At 55.2% G+C, this 15,682-nt stretch carries 16 protein-coding genes; 6 read left to right on the forward strand and 10 right to left on the reverse strand.

Annotated features, from left to right (window positions below; all coding sequences use genetic code 11):
• Nucleotides 1-14 precede the first annotated feature (14 nt).
• Nucleotides 15-1,865 (reverse strand): chloride channel protein, encoded by a 1,851-nt coding sequence (locus tag GCD22_RS12940; protein ID WP_031570129.1) that lies wholly within the window; start codon nucleotides 1,863-1,865, stop codon nucleotides 15-17.
• 92 nt (nucleotides 1,866-1,957) lie between these two features.
• Between GCD22_RS12940 and GCD22_RS12945 the strand changes: the two genes are divergently transcribed.
• Genes GCD22_RS12945 through hemG form a run of 3 tightly spaced genes read left to right on the forward strand, consistent with a single transcriptional unit; the run spans nucleotide 1,958 to nucleotide 5,293 of the window.
• Nucleotides 1,958-2,875, forward strand: coding sequence for a LysR family transcriptional regulator (locus GCD22_RS12945; RefSeq protein ID WP_031570132.1), 918 nt, complete (start codon nucleotides 1,958-1,960; stop codon nucleotides 2,873-2,875).
• 49 nt (nucleotides 2,876-2,924) lie between these two features.
• Entirely contained in the window at nucleotides 2,925-3,965 is a 1,041-nt protein-coding gene (locus tag GCD22_RS12950) for an AI-2E family transporter (RefSeq protein WP_010637933.1), read from the forward strand.
• Between the two features lie 5 nt (nucleotides 3,966-3,970).
• Nucleotides 3,971-5,293, forward strand: coding sequence for a protoporphyrinogen oxidase (hemG, locus tag GCD22_RS12955; protein ID WP_031570134.1), 1,323 nt, complete (start codon nucleotides 3,971-3,973; stop codon nucleotides 5,291-5,293).
• Between the two features lie 21 nt (nucleotides 5,294-5,314).
• On the opposite strand, the gene GCD22_RS12960 is transcribed toward hemG, so the two are convergent.
• The 8 genes from GCD22_RS12960 to GCD22_RS12995 form a co-directional block, all read right to left on the reverse strand.
• Nucleotides 5,315-6,214, reverse strand: coding sequence for a L,D-transpeptidase family protein (locus tag GCD22_RS12960; RefSeq protein ID WP_031570137.1), 900 nt, complete (start codon nucleotides 6,212-6,214; stop codon nucleotides 5,315-5,317).
• A gap of 89 nt (nucleotides 6,215-6,303) precedes the next feature.
• Nucleotides 6,304-8,358: an ATP-dependent DNA helicase RecG gene (gene recG / locus GCD22_RS12965; protein ID WP_010637927.1), complete on the reverse strand. Its 2,055-nt coding sequence runs from the start codon at nucleotides 8,356-8,358 to the stop codon at nucleotides 6,304-6,306.
• A gap of 4 nt (nucleotides 8,359-8,362) precedes the next feature.
• Nucleotides 8,363-8,578 (reverse strand): DUF1858 domain-containing protein, encoded by a 216-nt coding sequence (locus tag GCD22_RS12970; RefSeq protein WP_010637925.1) that lies wholly within the window; start codon nucleotides 8,576-8,578, stop codon nucleotides 8,363-8,365.
• 1 nt (nucleotide 8,579) lies between these two features.
• On the reverse strand, nucleotides 8,580-8,969 hold the full coding sequence (locus GCD22_RS12975; protein WP_010637923.1) for a Rid family detoxifying hydrolase: 390 nt from the start codon (nucleotides 8,967-8,969) through the stop codon (nucleotides 8,580-8,582).
• Nucleotides 8,970-8,983: 14 nt separating this feature from the next.
• Nucleotides 8,984-11,263, reverse strand: a complete 2,280-nt coding sequence (locus GCD22_RS12980) for a RelA/SpoT family protein (protein ID WP_010637921.1) — start codon at nucleotides 11,261-11,263, stop codon at nucleotides 8,984-8,986.
• Nucleotides 11,247-11,522 (reverse strand): DNA-directed RNA polymerase subunit omega, encoded by a 276-nt coding sequence (gene rpoZ / locus GCD22_RS12985; protein WP_010637920.1) that lies wholly within the window; start codon nucleotides 11,520-11,522, stop codon nucleotides 11,247-11,249. Before rpoZ ends, GCD22_RS12980 begins: the two co-directional genes overlap by 17 nt.
• A gap of 22 nt (nucleotides 11,523-11,544) precedes the next feature.
• On the reverse strand, nucleotides 11,545-12,183 hold the full coding sequence (gene gmk / locus GCD22_RS12990; protein WP_031570147.1) for a guanylate kinase: 639 nt from the start codon (nucleotides 12,181-12,183) through the stop codon (nucleotides 11,545-11,547).
• A gap of 6 nt (nucleotides 12,184-12,189) precedes the next feature.
• Nucleotides 12,190-13,053 carry a YicC/YloC family endoribonuclease gene (locus tag GCD22_RS12995; protein WP_031570150.1) on the reverse strand — a complete coding sequence of 288 codons (864 nt, stop codon included), beginning with the start codon at nucleotides 13,051-13,053 and terminating at the stop codon, nucleotides 12,190-12,192.
• 415 nt (nucleotides 13,054-13,468) lie between these two features.
• On the opposite strand from GCD22_RS12995, the gene GCD22_RS13000 reads away from it, so the two are divergent.
• Entirely contained in the window at nucleotides 13,469-13,843 is a 375-nt protein-coding gene (locus GCD22_RS13000) for a hypothetical protein (RefSeq protein WP_024893625.1), read from the forward strand.
• On the opposite strand, the gene GCD22_RS13005 is transcribed toward GCD22_RS13000, so the two are convergent.
• The gene (locus GCD22_RS13005; RefSeq protein WP_051690475.1) at nucleotides 13,820-14,350 is read right to left on the reverse strand and encodes a TlpA family protein disulfide reductase; all 531 of its coding nucleotides are present in this window, start codon (nucleotides 14,348-14,350) and stop codon (nucleotides 13,820-13,822) included. The two genes, GCD22_RS13000 and GCD22_RS13005, sit on opposite strands and share 24 nt — an antisense overlap.
• Nucleotides 14,351-14,441: 91 nt before the next feature.
• On the opposite strand from GCD22_RS13005, the gene GCD22_RS13010 reads away from it, so the two are divergent.
• The gene (locus tag GCD22_RS13010) at nucleotides 14,442-15,056 is read left to right on the forward strand and encodes a BMC domain-containing protein (protein ID WP_024893627.1); all 615 of its coding nucleotides are present in this window, start codon (nucleotides 14,442-14,444) and stop codon (nucleotides 15,054-15,056) included.
• Nucleotides 15,057-15,061: 5 nt separating this feature from the next.
• Nucleotides 15,062-15,631 carry an NUDIX hydrolase gene (locus GCD22_RS13015; protein ID WP_024893628.1) on the forward strand — a complete coding sequence of 190 codons (570 nt, stop codon included), beginning with the start codon at nucleotides 15,062-15,064 and terminating at the stop codon, nucleotides 15,629-15,631.
• Nucleotides 15,632-15,682 lie beyond the last annotated feature (51 nt).

Here is a 15,682-nt window from a genome sequence, read left to right on the forward strand (position 1 = left end):
TACGGTATCCCGACTCATTGCGGACCGCGCTCCGGTCGCAGCAGGACCTGAGGCAGAGAGGCATAACTGAGAATATCTTCCACGGTCACCACAGCCACCACATCCTCATGATGTTCGGGGGGATCCTTTTTGCAGAGCAGCGCCGTCTCGCAGGCACAGGCGCGCAGACGGGCAACCAGATCATAAAGCTGACTGTCATCACGCACCGCTACCCAGTCGGTACTGGCCAGATCACTCAAGGGCACATGGCGGATTTCCCGACGCAGAATTTCTGCCACCCGATGCGCAGGAATGACCGCCAAAGGCATGGTCCCTTCAATAATCAGCACATGAGGTAGCTCACGACGATGCAGGAGTATTTTTTGCAAATCCTCCAATGTCCGGTCTCCGCGCAGGCGCACCATGGGCGTTTCGATGAGTTGCGCCGCAGGACGCATCAGGTAAAGATTGCTGTGCCGGGCTTCAGGAATAAAATGTCCCCGCCGGATCAGCTTGCGCGTGTAGATGCTCTCGCGGGTAAACAGTCTGCGCACACCAAAAGCCAAGCCCGATACCACGATCAACGGGATAATGATGTGGTAGTCATTGGTCATCTCAAAAATCATGACGGCGCCAGTGACGGCGGCCCCGGTAGATGCCCCGACCATCCCTGCCATACCCAGTGCTGCTCCCACCGCCATACCCATCTGATAGTCCGGAATCCAGTGACTTACCAGGGCAGCGAAAGCGCCCCCCAGCACGGCTCCCAAGAACAGGGAAGGAGAAAAAACCCCGCCGGATCCTCCCGAACCCAAGGTGACCGCAAAGGAAAACACCTTCAATACCAACAACAGCAGCAGAAAGCCGGGATTCAGCAGGGTACTTTCCAGAACATTCTGGACCGTGGCATAACCCACGCCCTCCACATAATAATGTCCGGTGCAGCGTTGGACCAAATACATGGTCAGACCCACCGCAGCCATTCCCAAAATTGTGCGCAGATAGGCATTTTTTAACCATTTTTCCAGAAAGTCTTCAGTCCAGTAAAGGGTATTGGTGAACAGCAAACCTACGCCCCCTACCAGCAATCCAAAAACCACATACGCTACATAATCGGCAACCGTTTCATGGGCTGTACTGGCAATAATGCTGGCAGGAATCACAAAAGAAGGATGATTTCCCAGAAACAGGCGGGACACAAAGGTGGCCGTTCCAGTGGCAATCATGACCGGCACCAGAGTGCGGGCACTGACTTCCACCAGCATCAATTCCACCGCAAACAGAATGCCGCCAACCGGCGTATTGAAAGTGGCCGCAATTCCGGCACCGGCACCGGCAGCAATCAAGCCCAGACGCTGCCACTCATGCAAGCGCAACCATTGCGACAGACTGGACCCAAAGGCTGCGCCCATCTGGATAATGGGCCCTTCCCGGCCCACTGAGCCACCACTCCCAATGGTAATGGCCGAAGCCAGCGCCTTGATCAATACCACGGCAGGGCGAATCACCCCGCGCTTGTAGTAAATGGCATCCATCACCTCGGGCACGCCATGACCTTTGGCCTCGGGCGCAAAGTTGCGCACCAGCCAGACCACAATCAGACCACCGATAACGGGGGCCAAAATGATTCCGGCACCCCAGATACTGGCATCCGAATGTTTCAGCGCATTAAAAGAAAAGGACCACTGACCAAAGAAAAACAGGTTATGCATCAGGCCGATGAGACGCCGAAACGCCACCGCTCCCAACCCGGCGATGATGCCAACAAAAAAGGCCAACAACAGGTGAAATAAAGGGTTATGGCGCAGCTTGCCCTGCCATCCGCCTACTTCTCTTTCGATTACATGGGTCAATACTTCAGGTGCAATTGGGATATTTTCCGGCATTACCAACTCTTGGAAATGATTTTATTTTGACGGTACGCTATCCTTGAAATTCAAACAAATCGATTTAGTTGAATATTGATTCGGATTAATTGATGAATATTAGCGCAGAACAATGGCTGACCCTCTTACTGCTCGCCGAAACCGGCAGCGTCAGTGAAGTCGCCTCCCGCCTGCATCGCGGACAACCCGCGATCTCTGAACGCCTGCATAAAATCTCGGAAGAAGTCGGCGAGCCCCTCTATATCCGGGAGGGAGGCAGCATTCGCCTGACAGATGCAGGTCAAGCTCTGTTGCCCGACATCCGCCAGCTCCGTGACAAAATCAGCGACATAGAACGTCAGGTCATCCGCCGCCAATCCCTGCAAAGTGGCGATTTGCGCATTGCCTCGACCAGCCTGATCGCCAACCACATCCTCCCGGCCTACCTGCAAAAATTTCAGAGCAATCATCCAGATATCAATCTGCATATCAAAAGTGGCGTGACCTACTGGCAGGATATTCAGCTTTCCGAAATTGACATTCTTTTTTTTGAGGGGGATATGGATATTCCCAACCTCCCCGCCTACTACGAAAAACTGCCCTGGTGTGCGGATGAAATCATCGCCATCGTGCCCCATGACCATCCCCTCGCCATTCACGCGGAAGTTCCCATTCAGGATTTTCAGGTTTATCCGATCATCTGGCGGGAACCTTCCTCGGGTGTGCGCAAAATCATGGAAGGCGTTTTTAACGCCAGAGATATTCAGCCACAACGCTTCGTGGAAGTAGCTGATGTGGAATCGGTGGGCGCCATGGTTCAAGCCGGACTCGGAGTAGGCTTCATCACCCGAACGGTTTTTGAAAAACGCCTGGATTGGGGACTTCATGGTATCCGCATAGCCGCCCCCAGCCCGGTCTGGAGAAGCTATATTGCCGTCCCCAAAAGTCTGCAAAGATCCCGCGTACTTTCCACCTTCATGGATATTCTCGGCATCGACAAGAACGCCCATAGCCGAACCCTACACGACTGATATACTCTGCTTATTCGCGGCTTGATCCACACGGAGCATACGTCAATTCATGCAACGCTTTTTTTTCCTGGCCATTTTGATTTTGCTGGGGTGGTTGACGATTCGTCTGTCTCCCGTTCTTACCCCCTTTTTACTGGCAGCCATTTTGGCCTATCTGGGTAACCCTCTGGTGACTTATCTCCAGCGTCATCGCATTGGCCGCAGTTGGGGCACCACGTTGGTGTTTGTGATTGTCCTGCTGATTTTTGCGGGTAGCATCATGGCCCTGTTACCGGTCATCAAGCATCAATCCCTGCTTTTTGTGGAGTATCTGCAAAAATATGGAGGATTACTGCAAAGCCGTTTGATCCCGCAAATTGCCGCAGCAACGGGTATTCAACTGGATAGCGGCGCTGTTTCCCACTATGCCACCAGTAATGCCCAGAAACTGGCCACATGGCTGGGACATGGCGTACAAGTTGCGTTGAGCTCCGGGTCAGGGCTATTGACCAGCGCATTAAGCATCATTCTGGTGCCGGTTCTGGGTTTTTATTTATTACGGGACTGGCCGCGTTTGCTGGTCCGGATTGATCAGTGGATTCCGCAAAAGCATGCACCCTTAATACGTCTTTTGAGCCGGGATGCCGACACCATGCTGATGGCCTTTCTGCGTGGCCAACTGCTGGTCATGCTCGCCCTGGGTTGCAGCTACGCCATTGGTCTCAGCATCATCGGCCTTAAAACCGCCATTCTCATTGGTCTGATAGCCGGCATCCTGAGTTTTGTCCCTTATCTGGGTGTCATCAGCGGCGTCCTCATGGCCAGTCTCGCCATGTATGTGCAAACCGGTTCGCTGCTTTCGGTTGCCTGGGTATTATTGGTATTTTTCATCGGACAGATTCTGGAAAGCATGGTATTTACCCCATATCTGGTAGGAGACCGCATCGGCCTGCATCCTGTGGCCGTGATATTTGCCGTGATGGCCGGGGGAGAGTTGTTCGGTTTTATCGGCCTCTTGCTCGCCCTCCCCGTCACTGCCGTATTAGTGGCATTATTACGGCATTTTCAAAGCTGGTATTTGCAAAGCCCTTACTATCTGGGCAAGGAATAAATCTCTTGGATAAAATCATCATTATTGGTGGCGGCCTTTCCGGTCTCGCCAGTGCCTATTTTTTGCAGCAACAGGGCGTGCAGTCCCGCCTGCTGGAAGCAGCCCCCCAAGTCGGGGGGAATCTTCTGAGCATCAAAGAAAATGGTTTTCTGCGGGATGCCGGACCCAATTCGCTGATGCTCAAAGGTCAGGTGGTTCCGGCACTGATGGATTCACTCCAACTGCAACAGGAAATCGTCGAAGCCAACCCTCTGGCCAAAAGGCGCTACATACTCAATCGCAAACGCCAACTGGTCCCACTCGGACCGGGAGTACTATCCAGCGGAAAGTTACTCTCTCTGCAGGGTCGCCTGCGCCTCCTCAGCGAAGCTTTTCGCGGGCGCGGCAAGTCCTCAGCGGAAGAAAGCATCGCCGGATTTGTACGCCGCCGCCTGGGTCCTGAAGTACTTACCTGGCTGGTTGATCCTTTTGTTTCGGGAGTATTTGCCGGGGATCCGGAACGACTGGCAGTTGCCGCCACTTTTCCGCGCCTGGTCAAAATGGAACAGGAACATGGTTCGCTATTCAGGGCCGCACTTGCTGGCCGTAAGAACCCCACCAAGCCACGTCTGGTTTCTTTCCACAATGGCCTGCAGGCCTTGCCCCTGCGCATGGCGGAACGGCTGGAGGGACTCCTGCAGTGCAACACGCCGGTAGATCTACTGCAACAACACGAGGACGGAACCTGGGAAGTATTCAGTCAACAGCAAAGCTGGCGGAGTGAAAAAATCATTCTGTCCCTGCCTGCCCATAAAGCAGCGGCCCTGCTGGCAACGCTGCAGCCAACCCTGGCGGCAGAACTGAAAGCCATCAGCTATCCAGCAGTCACTACGCTTTCTCTGGGATTCCCGCGCAGCAGCGTTGCGCATCCCCTGGATGGTTTCGGCATGCTGATTCCCCGTACAATGGGTCTGGAAACCCTGGGCGTCCTGTTCTCCTCCACGCTGTTTCCAGATCGCGCAGCTCCAGAGCAGGTTCTGATGACGGCATTCATTGGCGGCAGCCAGAATCCTTTGCGGGGTCGCAGTGACAGCGACCTTCTCCAGACCGTTTTACACGAAATCCGACCCATTTTGGGCATAGCAGGAGAACCCAGCTTCAGTCGCTGTCAAAACTGGCCGGAAGCCATCCCCCAATATGAACTGGGCCACCTGGCTCGCCTGGAACGCATCGCCAAAATAACCCGGCAGATTCCTGGATTGTATTTCCGCGCCAACTGGAGTGACGGTGTCGCCCTGGGTGATTGTATGGAAGCCGCCCAACAACTCAGCCAGAAGCTCGCACACTAGAGTTCCTTAGGCTACCGTGCGTTACTGATTTTTTCCCAGCCTGGCCAGAAGCACGTCCATATCTGTTTCAGGGGAAGAAGCGGAAGACTTTTTTGCACCCGGATTCCGGGCGTATTTGACGGAGCTTAAGTGCTTGGCCGTGCTGTGGGATTTATCAACACTGCCCATCTTGCGGTGCTGATACTGTGACCATGCCAATTCTGCTTTCGGGTCATAATTACGTCGATAACCCTTCACCTCACCCACAATTTCCACCGGGGTGCCGACCTGTACCAGCGCCGCAATTTGTTGCGCATTCCAGTTGGACAAGGCTACGCAGCCCGCCGTCCAGCGACCTGGAAACACCTTGCTTTCCGGATCATCAGAAAACTGCGGACCCATCCCATGAATGCCTATTTCGCCGCCCAACGGAGTATTTTGAGGTGGAGTCTGACCGGCATCAATGGCGTCCACAATCGCGCGATACTGGCTATGGGTAATAATACCCTCCTGCAATCCCCACTCGGCATTTTCTTTGTTGGGATAGGTGAGTCCCATGAAAGGGCCATACTGGGTGCCATGGAGAATCCAGCCAATATGATAATGACCAACCGGCGTGACATCATCACCACGGGTACGACACGGTGCCGAACCGTTAAAGCCAATGGCCACAGGGTAAGTAGCCAGGAGCGTATCTCCCCGATAAATCCGCAGCAGATGCGCAGTGGTTGAGACGACTATCCGCACGGGTTGCTGCTGCGCAAACGCAGAAACTGTCGGCGATACCACCGGAGCCACTGGAGTAATGACTGGCGCCTTGATTTGCGCCGCATAATAGGCCACAGAATGCACGGGCGGCGCAGAAATATGGGGGGCACACCCATCCAGACCCCACAGAACCATTAACCCCAGCAGCCACCACCATTTTCTTAAATTACCCATGCACCTGCTTCCTTGGTTTTTTCATTTTAATGCTTTCATAATATACCCGAGATAGATCATCAAAGTCCATGATAATCGGCATGTTTTACTCAACCCACCTGGCTGTAATCCAGACGATTACCCAACCAGCGCTGAATCAGCGCCTGCACGGCTTCTGGATTTTCGTGCAGCAATTGTGTGGCGAGACGTGGCAACTCGGCCAGCAGCGCTTCATCACGCATCATGTCTGCCACCCGCATCTGCAGCAATCCGGTTTGCCGCGTGCCCAGATACTCGCCAGGGCCGCGCAATTCCAGATCCTTGCGGGCAATCACAAAGCCATCGCGACTGTCACGCATGACCTGCAGGCGCGCCCGGGCTTTTCCCCCCAAAGGCGGATGATAAAGGAGTATGCAACTACTTTGCCGTTGACCACGCCCTACCCTGCCGCGCAACTGATGGAGTTGCGCGAGGCCCATCCGTTCCGCATGCTCAATCACCATCAGACTGGCATTGGGCACGTCCACACCGACCTCAATGACCGTGGTCGCCACCAGAATCCGGGTTTTCCCCGCCTTGAAGTCTGCCATGACCCGCGCTTTTTCGGCGGCAGGCAGACGCCCATGTACCAGCGCGATTGGAACTTCCGGCAAGGCTGCCTGCAAATCGGCATAACTGGTTTCTGCTGCCTGCAGCGCCAGGATCTCGGATTCTTCAATCAGTGGACAAACCCAGTAAATCTGATCTCCTTCAGCCAATCGGTGCTGCATGCGGGTCATCAACTCTGCCCGCCGGGTATCGGCAACAACCAGGGTTTCTACGGGACTGCGTCCCGGCGGCAGTGCGTCAATAATCGACAAATCCAGGTCCGCATGGACCGTCATCGCCAGAGTCCGGGGGATAGGCGTCGCCGTCATCACCAGAAGATGAGGAATGGTTCCCTTTTCCAGCAACTGCCGGCGCTGATCCACGCCAAAGCGATGTTGTTCATCAATAATCACCAGACCCAGTCCGGCAAATTTTACTTCATCCTGAAAAAGTGCCTGGGTTCCCACGACAATCTGGATGCGTTGATTGTGTAAATTTTCCAGGACTTCGCGGCGGGCTTTCTGACCAAGCCCGCCCACCAGAAAACCCACCTGAATACCAAGGGGTGTCAACCATTCCACAAAACGGTCATACAATTGTTCGGCAAGGATTTCCGTCGGTGCCATCAGCGCTACCTGATAATTTTGCTCCACGGCCGTCAATGCTGCCGCTGCGGCTACCAGCGTTTTGCCGGAGCCCACATCGCCTTGCAGCAAACGCCGCATGGGCCGGGCCTGAGCCATATTCTGGTTAATTTCCGCAATGACCCGCTGCTGTGCGGCAGTCAGTGCAAAAGGCAGTTGTTTCAGAAACGCCGTCCAGAGACTCCCACTGGCTTTAATTACCGGAGCACCCGTTTCATCACCGGCCGTACGGGCAGAGCGAATAGCCAGATGATTGGCGAGCAGTTCTTCCAAGGCCAGACGCTGCCAGGCGGGATGCGCAGGCGTCGGCACTTCTTCTGCACTTTCGTGCAAAAGCCGCAGGCCCTCACCCAGGGGTGGCCACGCCGGACCTAAATATTTCGCCAGATAATCGGGGAGCTGATCCACCAGGGTCAGTGCCTGGGCAACCCAGCGCCGCCATTGTGCCTGGGTAATGCCCTGGGTACTGGGATAAAAAGGGGTCAGGTGGGTCGGCGCCTCAAATTGCGGCTGGTCGGCCATCTGCCACTCAGGATGCACCATTTCCAGACCCTGGTAACCCGCACGGGTTTCCCCGAAACACCATAAGCGCCTGCCTTCCTGCCATTGGGCACGCATCGGCGCGAGCATGTGAAAAAGGCGGATATACAGTTGTCCGGTACCGTCACTGAGGGTGACCAGCCACTGATCGCGACGCCCACGCAAGTGTTCCACCTGGGTAATCTCGCCAAGCACCGCAGCTTCCTGTTCAGGCAGCAGTGTCCCGATGGGCAAAAGATGGCGCCGGTCCTGGTAGCGGCTGGGCAGATGGAAAAGCACATCCTGGACCCGCCAGATATCCATGCGCTGCAGGCGCTGAACCAGGGCCGGACCAACGCCCCGCAGCGCCGAAACCGAACTTTGCAGGTAGAGAGGAGCGGAGGAGGCAGGCACCTGCTCAGTCGCTGTGCGGCAGAGCCTCGCGATGGGCCCACTCGTTCAGGATTTCGTTAAGATCTACCCCATGCATCCGCGCCACCCCGGCCAGAGTTTCGCGATCAGCAATAAAGCATTCACCGCAATGAATTCCCCGCTCTTCCAGCAATGATACCAGCACCGGATGTTCCTGCAGCAAAACCCGCATCGGCTGGGCCAGAAGTTCGGCGCGCTCCATATCAGTCCGATTTCCCCAAGGCGACAATACCGTCAATTTCCACCTGGGCACCCCGGGGCAGTGCCGTAACCTGCACCACCGCCCGGGCTGGGTAGGGCAGCGCAAACTCCGCCTCCAAAGCCTGGTTCACTGCTGCAAAATTGCTGAGATCCGTAAGAAAAACCTGCAATTTGATGGCCTGTTGCAAATCTGTGCCAGCAGCCGCACAAACCGCCTTGAGGTTGTCCAGCACCCGCCGTATCTGCAATGAAAAATCCCCTTCCACCATCTGTCCGGTGCCGGGATCCAGGGGTATTTGTCCCGACAGGTAGAGCAGACCGTTATGGGTCATCGCCTGACTGTAGGCGCCAATAGCCTGGGGTGCTGCATCACTGTGTACTGGTGTCGGCATGTTTTCTCCTTGGATTAGTTCTTGACCCGCTGTACCCGTGAAACCATGGGCAAACTCCGCAAACTGCGCATGATTTTCGCCAGATGATCCCGGTCATGGGCCAATATGGTAAAGGTGATTCCGGTATAGAGTCCATCCTGAGGCTCAATATCCACATGGTCGATGTTGGAATCTTCATCGGAGATGAGGGTGGCAATACGGGCCAGAACGCCCCGGGCACTTTCTGCCACCACCCGGATAGTCACCGGGAAATCGCCATGAGCATCGGGGTCCCACTGCACATCCACCCAACGATCACGACGCTTGCGCCATTCGCGAATGTTATGACAATCGTGGGTATGCACAACCACCCCTTTGCCTGCGCTGATAAAGCCCAAAATGGGATCGCCCGGGATTGGCCGACAGCAACGCGCCAGGGTCACCGGCAAACCTTCAGTGCCGCGAATCAGCAACGGTTTTTTCACCGCCACCTCGCGATTCAGACGGCTGGGCAGCAGTTGGCTTACCGCCTGCCCCAGACGCCGCGCGGTTTGCGCCAAACGTCCCCGGTCATCTTCTTCCGGCAACAATTTATGGGCTACGACCAGCGGAAATAATTCACCCATTCCGACAGCCGCCAGCAACTGGCCTTCCTCCTGAACATTGAAAGTGCCCAGAACGCGCTGCCAATCCGCCGCAGCCAACTGCTGATAATTTCCACCCAGACTCTGCAGTGCCTTCTCCAGCAGATTACGACCGAGGGTTTCTGCGTCTTCGCGTTGAATGGTTTTGAGATAGGCCCTGACACTGCTGCGGGCCTTGGCAGTAACGACCACGTCCAGCCAGCCAGGCTGCGGATGCGCCGAAGTGGCAGTGACAATATCCACCTTGTCACCATTATTCAGAGGACTGCGCAGGGGCACATACATATCATTGACGCGGGCGGCCACCGCCTGATTCCCGATATCCGTATGAACGGCATAGGCAAAATCAACGGCCGTGGCACCACGCGGCAGGCTGAGAATTTTTCCTTTGGGCGTAAACACATATACTTCATCAGGGAAAAGATCGAGCTTGACACTTTCGAGGAATTCCTGCGAATCGCCGCCCTGGGTCTGCAACTCCAGCAAACGCTGCAGCCAGGCCCGGGCCTGGGTTTCGGCATGGGCATGATTCATCCCGGTTTTGTAAAGCCAGTGGGCAGCCACACCGGCTTCCGCCACCCGGTGCATATCTTCCGTACGAATCTGGACTTCTACAGGGTGCCCAAAAGGTCCCAGCAACACCGTGTGCAGAGACTGATAGCCGTTGGACTTGGGAATCGCAATATAGTCTTTGAAACGCCCGGGAATCGGCCGATATAAGCTGTGAATGATGCCCAATACACGATAGCAGGTATCCACATCCGCCACGATCACCCGAAAGGCGTGCAAATCCAGAATGGAACTGAAGGCCATCCCTTTTTTTTGCATCTTGCTATAAATGCTGTAAACATGCTTCTCGCGGCCGCTGACCTGTGCTTCAAAACCCTCTTGATGCAGACGGTCCAGCAAAGCTTGCTCGATTTTCTGGACGGCCTCTTTGCGATGACCGCGAGCCGCCTTGACGGCTTCGTTGAGGGTATGCCAGCGCTTGGGGTAAAGATGGGAAAAAGCCAGCTCTTCGAGCTCGATACGAATGGCATGAATCCCCAGACGCTGGGCAATAGGCGCATAAATATCGAGGGTTTCACGGGAAATGCGCCGTCTTTTTTCCGGAGTCATGACCCCCATCGTCCGCATGTTGTGCAGACGATCGGCCAGCTTGATCAGCACTACCCGAATATCCCGGGACATGGCCAGAAACATTTTGCGGAAATTTTCGGCCTGGGCTTCTTCCCGGGTTTCGAAACGGACCTGACCGAGCTTGCTGACCCCATCGACCATTTCCGCGACTTCCGGGCCAAAACGCTCGCCGAGTGCTTCCTTGCTAATGCCACAATCTTCAATGACATCATGCAGCAAAGCCGCCTGCACGGTAAATATATCCAGTTGTAGTTCTGCCAGAATACAGGCCACCGCTACCGGATGATGAATATAGGGCTCGCCACTGCGACGGGTTTGCTCGCCATGCGCTGCCAGTGCCAGTTCATAGGCTTCCCGGACCCGAGCCACTTCTTCTGGAGTCATGTACTGCTGTAATAACGCCCGCAAAGGCGCACAGGGATCGTCCAGTGCCGGCTTTACCGGTGGTAACCGCAATACTTCACCAACCCCGGATGCCAAAGGCAATACGGGGACGGAAACCGCCTCTACCGATTCAGACGCCGGAGGCATCCTCTGCTCCCGCTAAATCGCGACCCGCTGCGCCCGGAAAATTGGGCATTGGGGGTGGCATCTGCTCGTCCAGAATGGACCGGGTTACCAGGCCTGCCGCCACTTCGCGAAGGGCCACCACGGTGTTTTTGTCCCGTCCTACTTCCACTCCGGCTATAGCTCCAGAAGCCAGCTGGCGGGCACGACGCGCCGCCACCAGGGTCAGTTCAAAACGATTGGTGACATTTTCCAGACAATCCTCAACAGTTACTCTCGCCATTTTTACTTACCTTATTCAATAGTTAATAAATCATACCCAAAAGATCTTTTAGACGCTGATGCTGGGCATGCTGTTGGCTGCCCAAACGCAGATGTTCCGCATGGACAATGCTGCGCAAATCGGCCAGTGCTGTTTCAAACTGGTCATTCACGACCAGATAATCAAATTCGTCATAATGCAGCAACTCTTCACGGGCTGCCGCCACGCGCCGCGCAATGACTTCATCGGAATCCTGGGCGCGCGCCCGCAAACGGGTTTCCAGGGTATCCAGTGAAGGCGGCAGAATAAAAATACTGACCGCCTGTCCGGGTAAACGTTCACGGACCTGACGCGCGCCCTGCCAGTCTATCTCCAGCAACACATCCATACCTGCAAACAGCTGACTTTTGACCCAGGGCTCACCGGTGCCATAACCATTACCATGCACCCGGGCATATTCCAGAAACTCGCCCCGCTCCGCCATTTCGCTGAATTGCGCCATTTCCACGAAATGATAGTCTGTTCCATCCACCTCTCCGGGCCGCGCCGGCCTTGTGGTGTAGGAAACCGAAGTGCGTAACTGCGGAACAGCCTCTACCAGCGCTCGCGACAAGCTGGTTTTCCCCGCCCCGCTCGGTGCCGAAATAATCCACAGGATACCGCGTTCTGCGCTGCTCGTCATGATTTTCTACTCCACATTCTGCACCTGCTCGCGCATCTGTTCGATCAACACCTTCAGTTCCACAGAAGCAAAAGTCACCTGACTGTCTGCGGCCTTGGAGGCCAGGGTGTTGGCTTCCCGGTTCAACTCCTGCATTAAAAAATCCAGACGCCGTCCAACCGCTTCGCGGCGGGTCAGTATCCGTCTTAATTCCTGCAGATGCGTATCCAGCCGATCCAGCTCTTCTGCCGTATCCTGACGCTGAAGATAAAACAGAATCTCCTGCTCCCAACGCTGCGGATCCACCTGAATGGCCAGGTCAGCAAGGCGGGCCTGCAAGCGATTACGCACCGCCTCTTCCAGTTCCGGAAGATGCGCCCGCAAAGCGCGGGTCTGTTCGCCAATAGCGTCCACCCGACTCAATAGCATCTGCGCCAGAGCTGCTCCCTCACGCTCCCGGGTGGCCTGCAATTCTGCAATGGTACTGTCCAGCAATGACAACACTTCTTCTTCCAGAACAGCGCTGTCCGTGCCGGTGCTTTGCACCAGCCCAGGCCAACGCAAGGCGTCCAGCGGATTCAAAGCCATCTCGCGCAGATTCCAGCACTGCAGCAATTCACTGTAAATGGTCTGTAATTCTTCCGCCAGATCACGATTGAGGCGCAATCCCCCACCCTCAACAGCCTGAAAGCGCAGCCAGACATCAACTCTTCCGCGCTGCAGGGATTTTTGCAAGCGTGCCCGGATCGCCGTTTCATACACGGAAAAACCTTCCGGCAACCGTAAACTGATATCCAGGTAACGGTGGTTAACCGTACGCAACTCCCAGACCAGCGTGCCCCAGTCTCCATGCCTTTCACTGCGGGCAAACCCCGTCATACTACGAATCATGTGTACCACTCCGTTGCCAGATGCCACTGTAACCCCAAAGACGGCAGCGGGCCTGCAGGCTTTGCAGCGACTTTGGCCCGCGCCGTTGTTGTTCTTGGCGAAATCCTGCGCCCGTCAGGAGAGCTGTTTGAGCCCAAAGGGCGAGTTCTCTCCTGACAGCAGGATGAGCCTTAGAACAACAGACAAGGGACGTTGGAGCAAAAAGCCTGCAGGCCCGCTGCCATCTTCAGGATAATACCCGCTTAACCTAGCACAAGGACAGAAAAGCAGCGAGAAGCGTAACTTCAGCATATAAGCATATGAATATAATTATTGACAGCACTCCCAAGCTGAACTATACCCAAAGGGTCGTAGCCCAAAAGCACCCCATCCAATAAGGGTGCATTCATGAAATTGCACAACGGGAGAGTGTTCTATGGTTGCCACACAGGAAATGTTATTTGAATGGGACGAATGGAAAGAGCGGGCGCTGGCCCGGGGCGTTGCTGAGGATTTGGCAGAATTAGGTAAAAATCTGATGCGCGACGCCTACATGCAACGCTGGCCGGAAGCCGTGCTGGGTGATTGTGGCTGGGATGATGATGGTTTTGGGATGCTGGCGCTGGCCTGCGCCAAACCTGCTGAAACACGTCGGGATTGGGAGCGTTTGTATGCCCAATATCACCGGCGGCCGGCTTGCCCGCTGGAGCAGCCATTAGCAGCAGAGGCGAAAGCTCTGGCACCTCTCTATCCGGCAACGCGCCCACAGGGAAAGAGCCATACATCGCTAATGATGGGACATCCAAAGTAATCGCCAGACGACAACGGGCAGGGAAATAGCCCCTACATAACGGCCTACGATCTGCCCCTTGGGGTTGATCAGCAAGGAGGTAGGGGTCAGAGTGACGCCACCCAGAATTTGTGCGGCCACTCCATTTTTATCCGCATAGAGAGGATAATCCATAGCAAAGCTGGCGCGTGCCGCTGCGATGGCCTGTGGCGTGTTTCCGGCAACAGCCACACCCAGCACCGTGAATCCAGCACCCCCAAACCATTGCTGGAGCCAGTTGAGAGCGGGGATTTCGGCAATGCAGGGAGGGCAACCCGTAGACCAGAAATTGATCAGGGTCACCTGATTTGCTCCGGGATGATACTGTACCCACTGCCCATCCAGCTTTTGCAGGGTCAAAACCGGTAATGTGGCAGGGGTAGCAACATCACTTGCACCGCGCCATTGTGTCCATACATATACTCCGGCCACGACCAACACCATCAGCACAATATCCAGAGCCCAGCGCCGCAGACGATGCTTTCCCAATACTATCAACCTCATCTGATCAACATGAAATGGACTGGAGCGTAGCGGTAAATCCCGCTATAATCGTCCGACTATATTCGAACCATGGCTCATGATTCAACTTCGCACTTACGTCTACATAGACTCCCTACAACCGCAACTCGCTGCATATATGGCCTCGGTCTCCCAGGGCTTTCTTCCTGTGCCCGGCGATGCGGCCTTGTGGATTGAAGTTTCCCCTGCCATGGCGATTCACCGTCTCACGGACATTGCCCTGAAAGCTACTCGCGTGCATCTTTCCCAGCAGGTCATTGAACGCGAATTTGGAGCGATGGTCGTTCATCATCGTGACCAGAGTGATGTACGGGAGGCTGGTCGAGTGGTTTTGCAGCGCATGGGTGCCAGTCAGCAGGATCGTACCGCCTGCAAAATCACCTGGAAAGAAATCATCCGTGGAATGATGCCGGATCACACCGTACTCATAAACCGCCAGGGGCGGCGCGGCTCCATGATTCTTCCGGAGCAAAGCATGTTCATTCTGGAAACTGATCCGGCCGGTTACGTCATATATGCCGCCAATCAGGCGGAAAAAGCTGCCAATATCACGCTGGTCGATGTGCGTGCCGTGGGTGCCTACGGACGCCTGACCATTGCCGGAAAGGAAGCGGACGTGGATGAAGCCGCAGCCGCCGCCATCCACGCTGTGGAAAACCCTTCCTGGACTTGATGCAGATGAATCGGCAAACCCTGCAAACCCAGCTCTGCCAGTATCGTAGTCACTATATGGAAGAGCTGGCTTATGCCCGTCGGGGTTGCGTTCTTTTGCAAAGCGATCCGGATTGCTTTTTTCGGGAAGGCAGCGGCCTGCACATTACCGCTTCCACCTGGATTCTCAACCCTGCCCGTACCGCCACGCTGTTTATGCTCCACCGGAAACTGGAGCAATGGTTTCAGCCGGGAGGACATGCGGATGGTGATGAAAATGTCCTCGCCGTGGCGCTCAAGGAGTGCAGCGAAGAAACCGGGGTTGCAGAGACAGATATCCGCTTGCTGCAATCAAGCATCTTTGATGTGGATATTCACCGGACTCGCCGGCATGGCAGCGAGCCAGCCCATCAGCATCTGGATATTCGATTTCTGGTAGAAATAGATGATCGTATCCCCCTGGATGGAAACAGTGAGTCCCATGCCTTGCGTTGGATACCCCTGCATGAGGTACACGCCTACAATAAGGGACTTTCCATCCATCGAATGCTGATCAAAAGTACGGAGTGGTTGCGTCAGGACAGAAACCAGGGCTAGATTCGGCCGGGTTCAAAGCTAAAAAGCCGTGGCGAATGGGAGAAGCCCAAT

The organism is Acidithiobacillus thiooxidans ATCC 19377, assembly GCF_009662475.1.
GTDB lineage: Bacteria > Pseudomonadota > Gammaproteobacteria > Acidithiobacillales > Acidithiobacillaceae > Acidithiobacillus > Acidithiobacillus thiooxidans.

Bases quoted from the DNA above. Each gene is read 5' to 3' on its own strand.
- GCD22_RS12940 (WP_031570129.1), bottom strand. From the start codon at position 1,865: ATGCCGGAAAATATCCCAATTGCACCTGAAGTATTGACCCATGTAATC.
- GCD22_RS12945 (WP_031570132.1), top strand. From the start codon at position 1,958: ATGAATATTAGCGCAGAACAATGGCTGACCCTCTTACTGCTCGCCGAA.
- GCD22_RS12950 (WP_010637933.1), top strand. From the start codon at position 2,925: ATGCAACGCTTTTTTTTCCTGGCCATTTTGATTTTGCTGGGGTGGTTG.
- GCD22_RS12960 (WP_031570137.1), bottom strand. From the start codon at position 6,214: ATGGGTAATTTAAGAAAATGGTGGTGGCTGCTGGGGTTAATGGTTCTG.
- GCD22_RS12970 (WP_010637925.1), bottom strand. From the start codon at position 8,578: ATGGAGCGCGCCGAACTTCTGGCCCAGCCGATGCGGGTTTTGCTGCAG.
- GCD22_RS12975 (WP_010637923.1), bottom strand. From the start codon at position 8,969: ATGCCGACACCAGTACACAGTGATGCAGCACCCCAGGCTATTGGCGCC.
- GCD22_RS12980 (WP_010637921.1), bottom strand. From the start codon at position 11,263: ATGCCTCCGGCGTCTGAATCGGTAGAGGCGGTTTCCGTCCCCGTATTG.
- rpoZ (WP_010637920.1), bottom strand. From the start codon at position 11,522: ATGGCGAGAGTAACTGTTGAGGATTGTCTGGAAAATGTCACCAATCGT.
- gmk (WP_031570147.1), bottom strand. From the start codon at position 12,183: ATGACGAGCAGCGCAGAACGCGGTATCCTGTGGATTATTTCGGCACCG.
- GCD22_RS12995 (WP_031570150.1), bottom strand. From the start codon at position 13,053: ATGATTCGTAGTATGACGGGGTTTGCCCGCAGTGAAAGGCATGGAGAC.
- GCD22_RS13000 (WP_024893625.1), top strand. From the start codon at position 13,469: ATGGTTGCCACACAGGAAATGTTATTTGAATGGGACGAATGGAAAGAG.
- GCD22_RS13010 (WP_024893627.1), top strand. From the start codon at position 14,442: ATGATTCAACTTCGCACTTACGTCTACATAGACTCCCTACAACCGCAA.
- GCD22_RS13015 (WP_024893628.1), top strand. From the start codon at position 15,062: ATGAATCGGCAAACCCTGCAAACCCAGCTCTGCCAGTATCGTAGTCAC.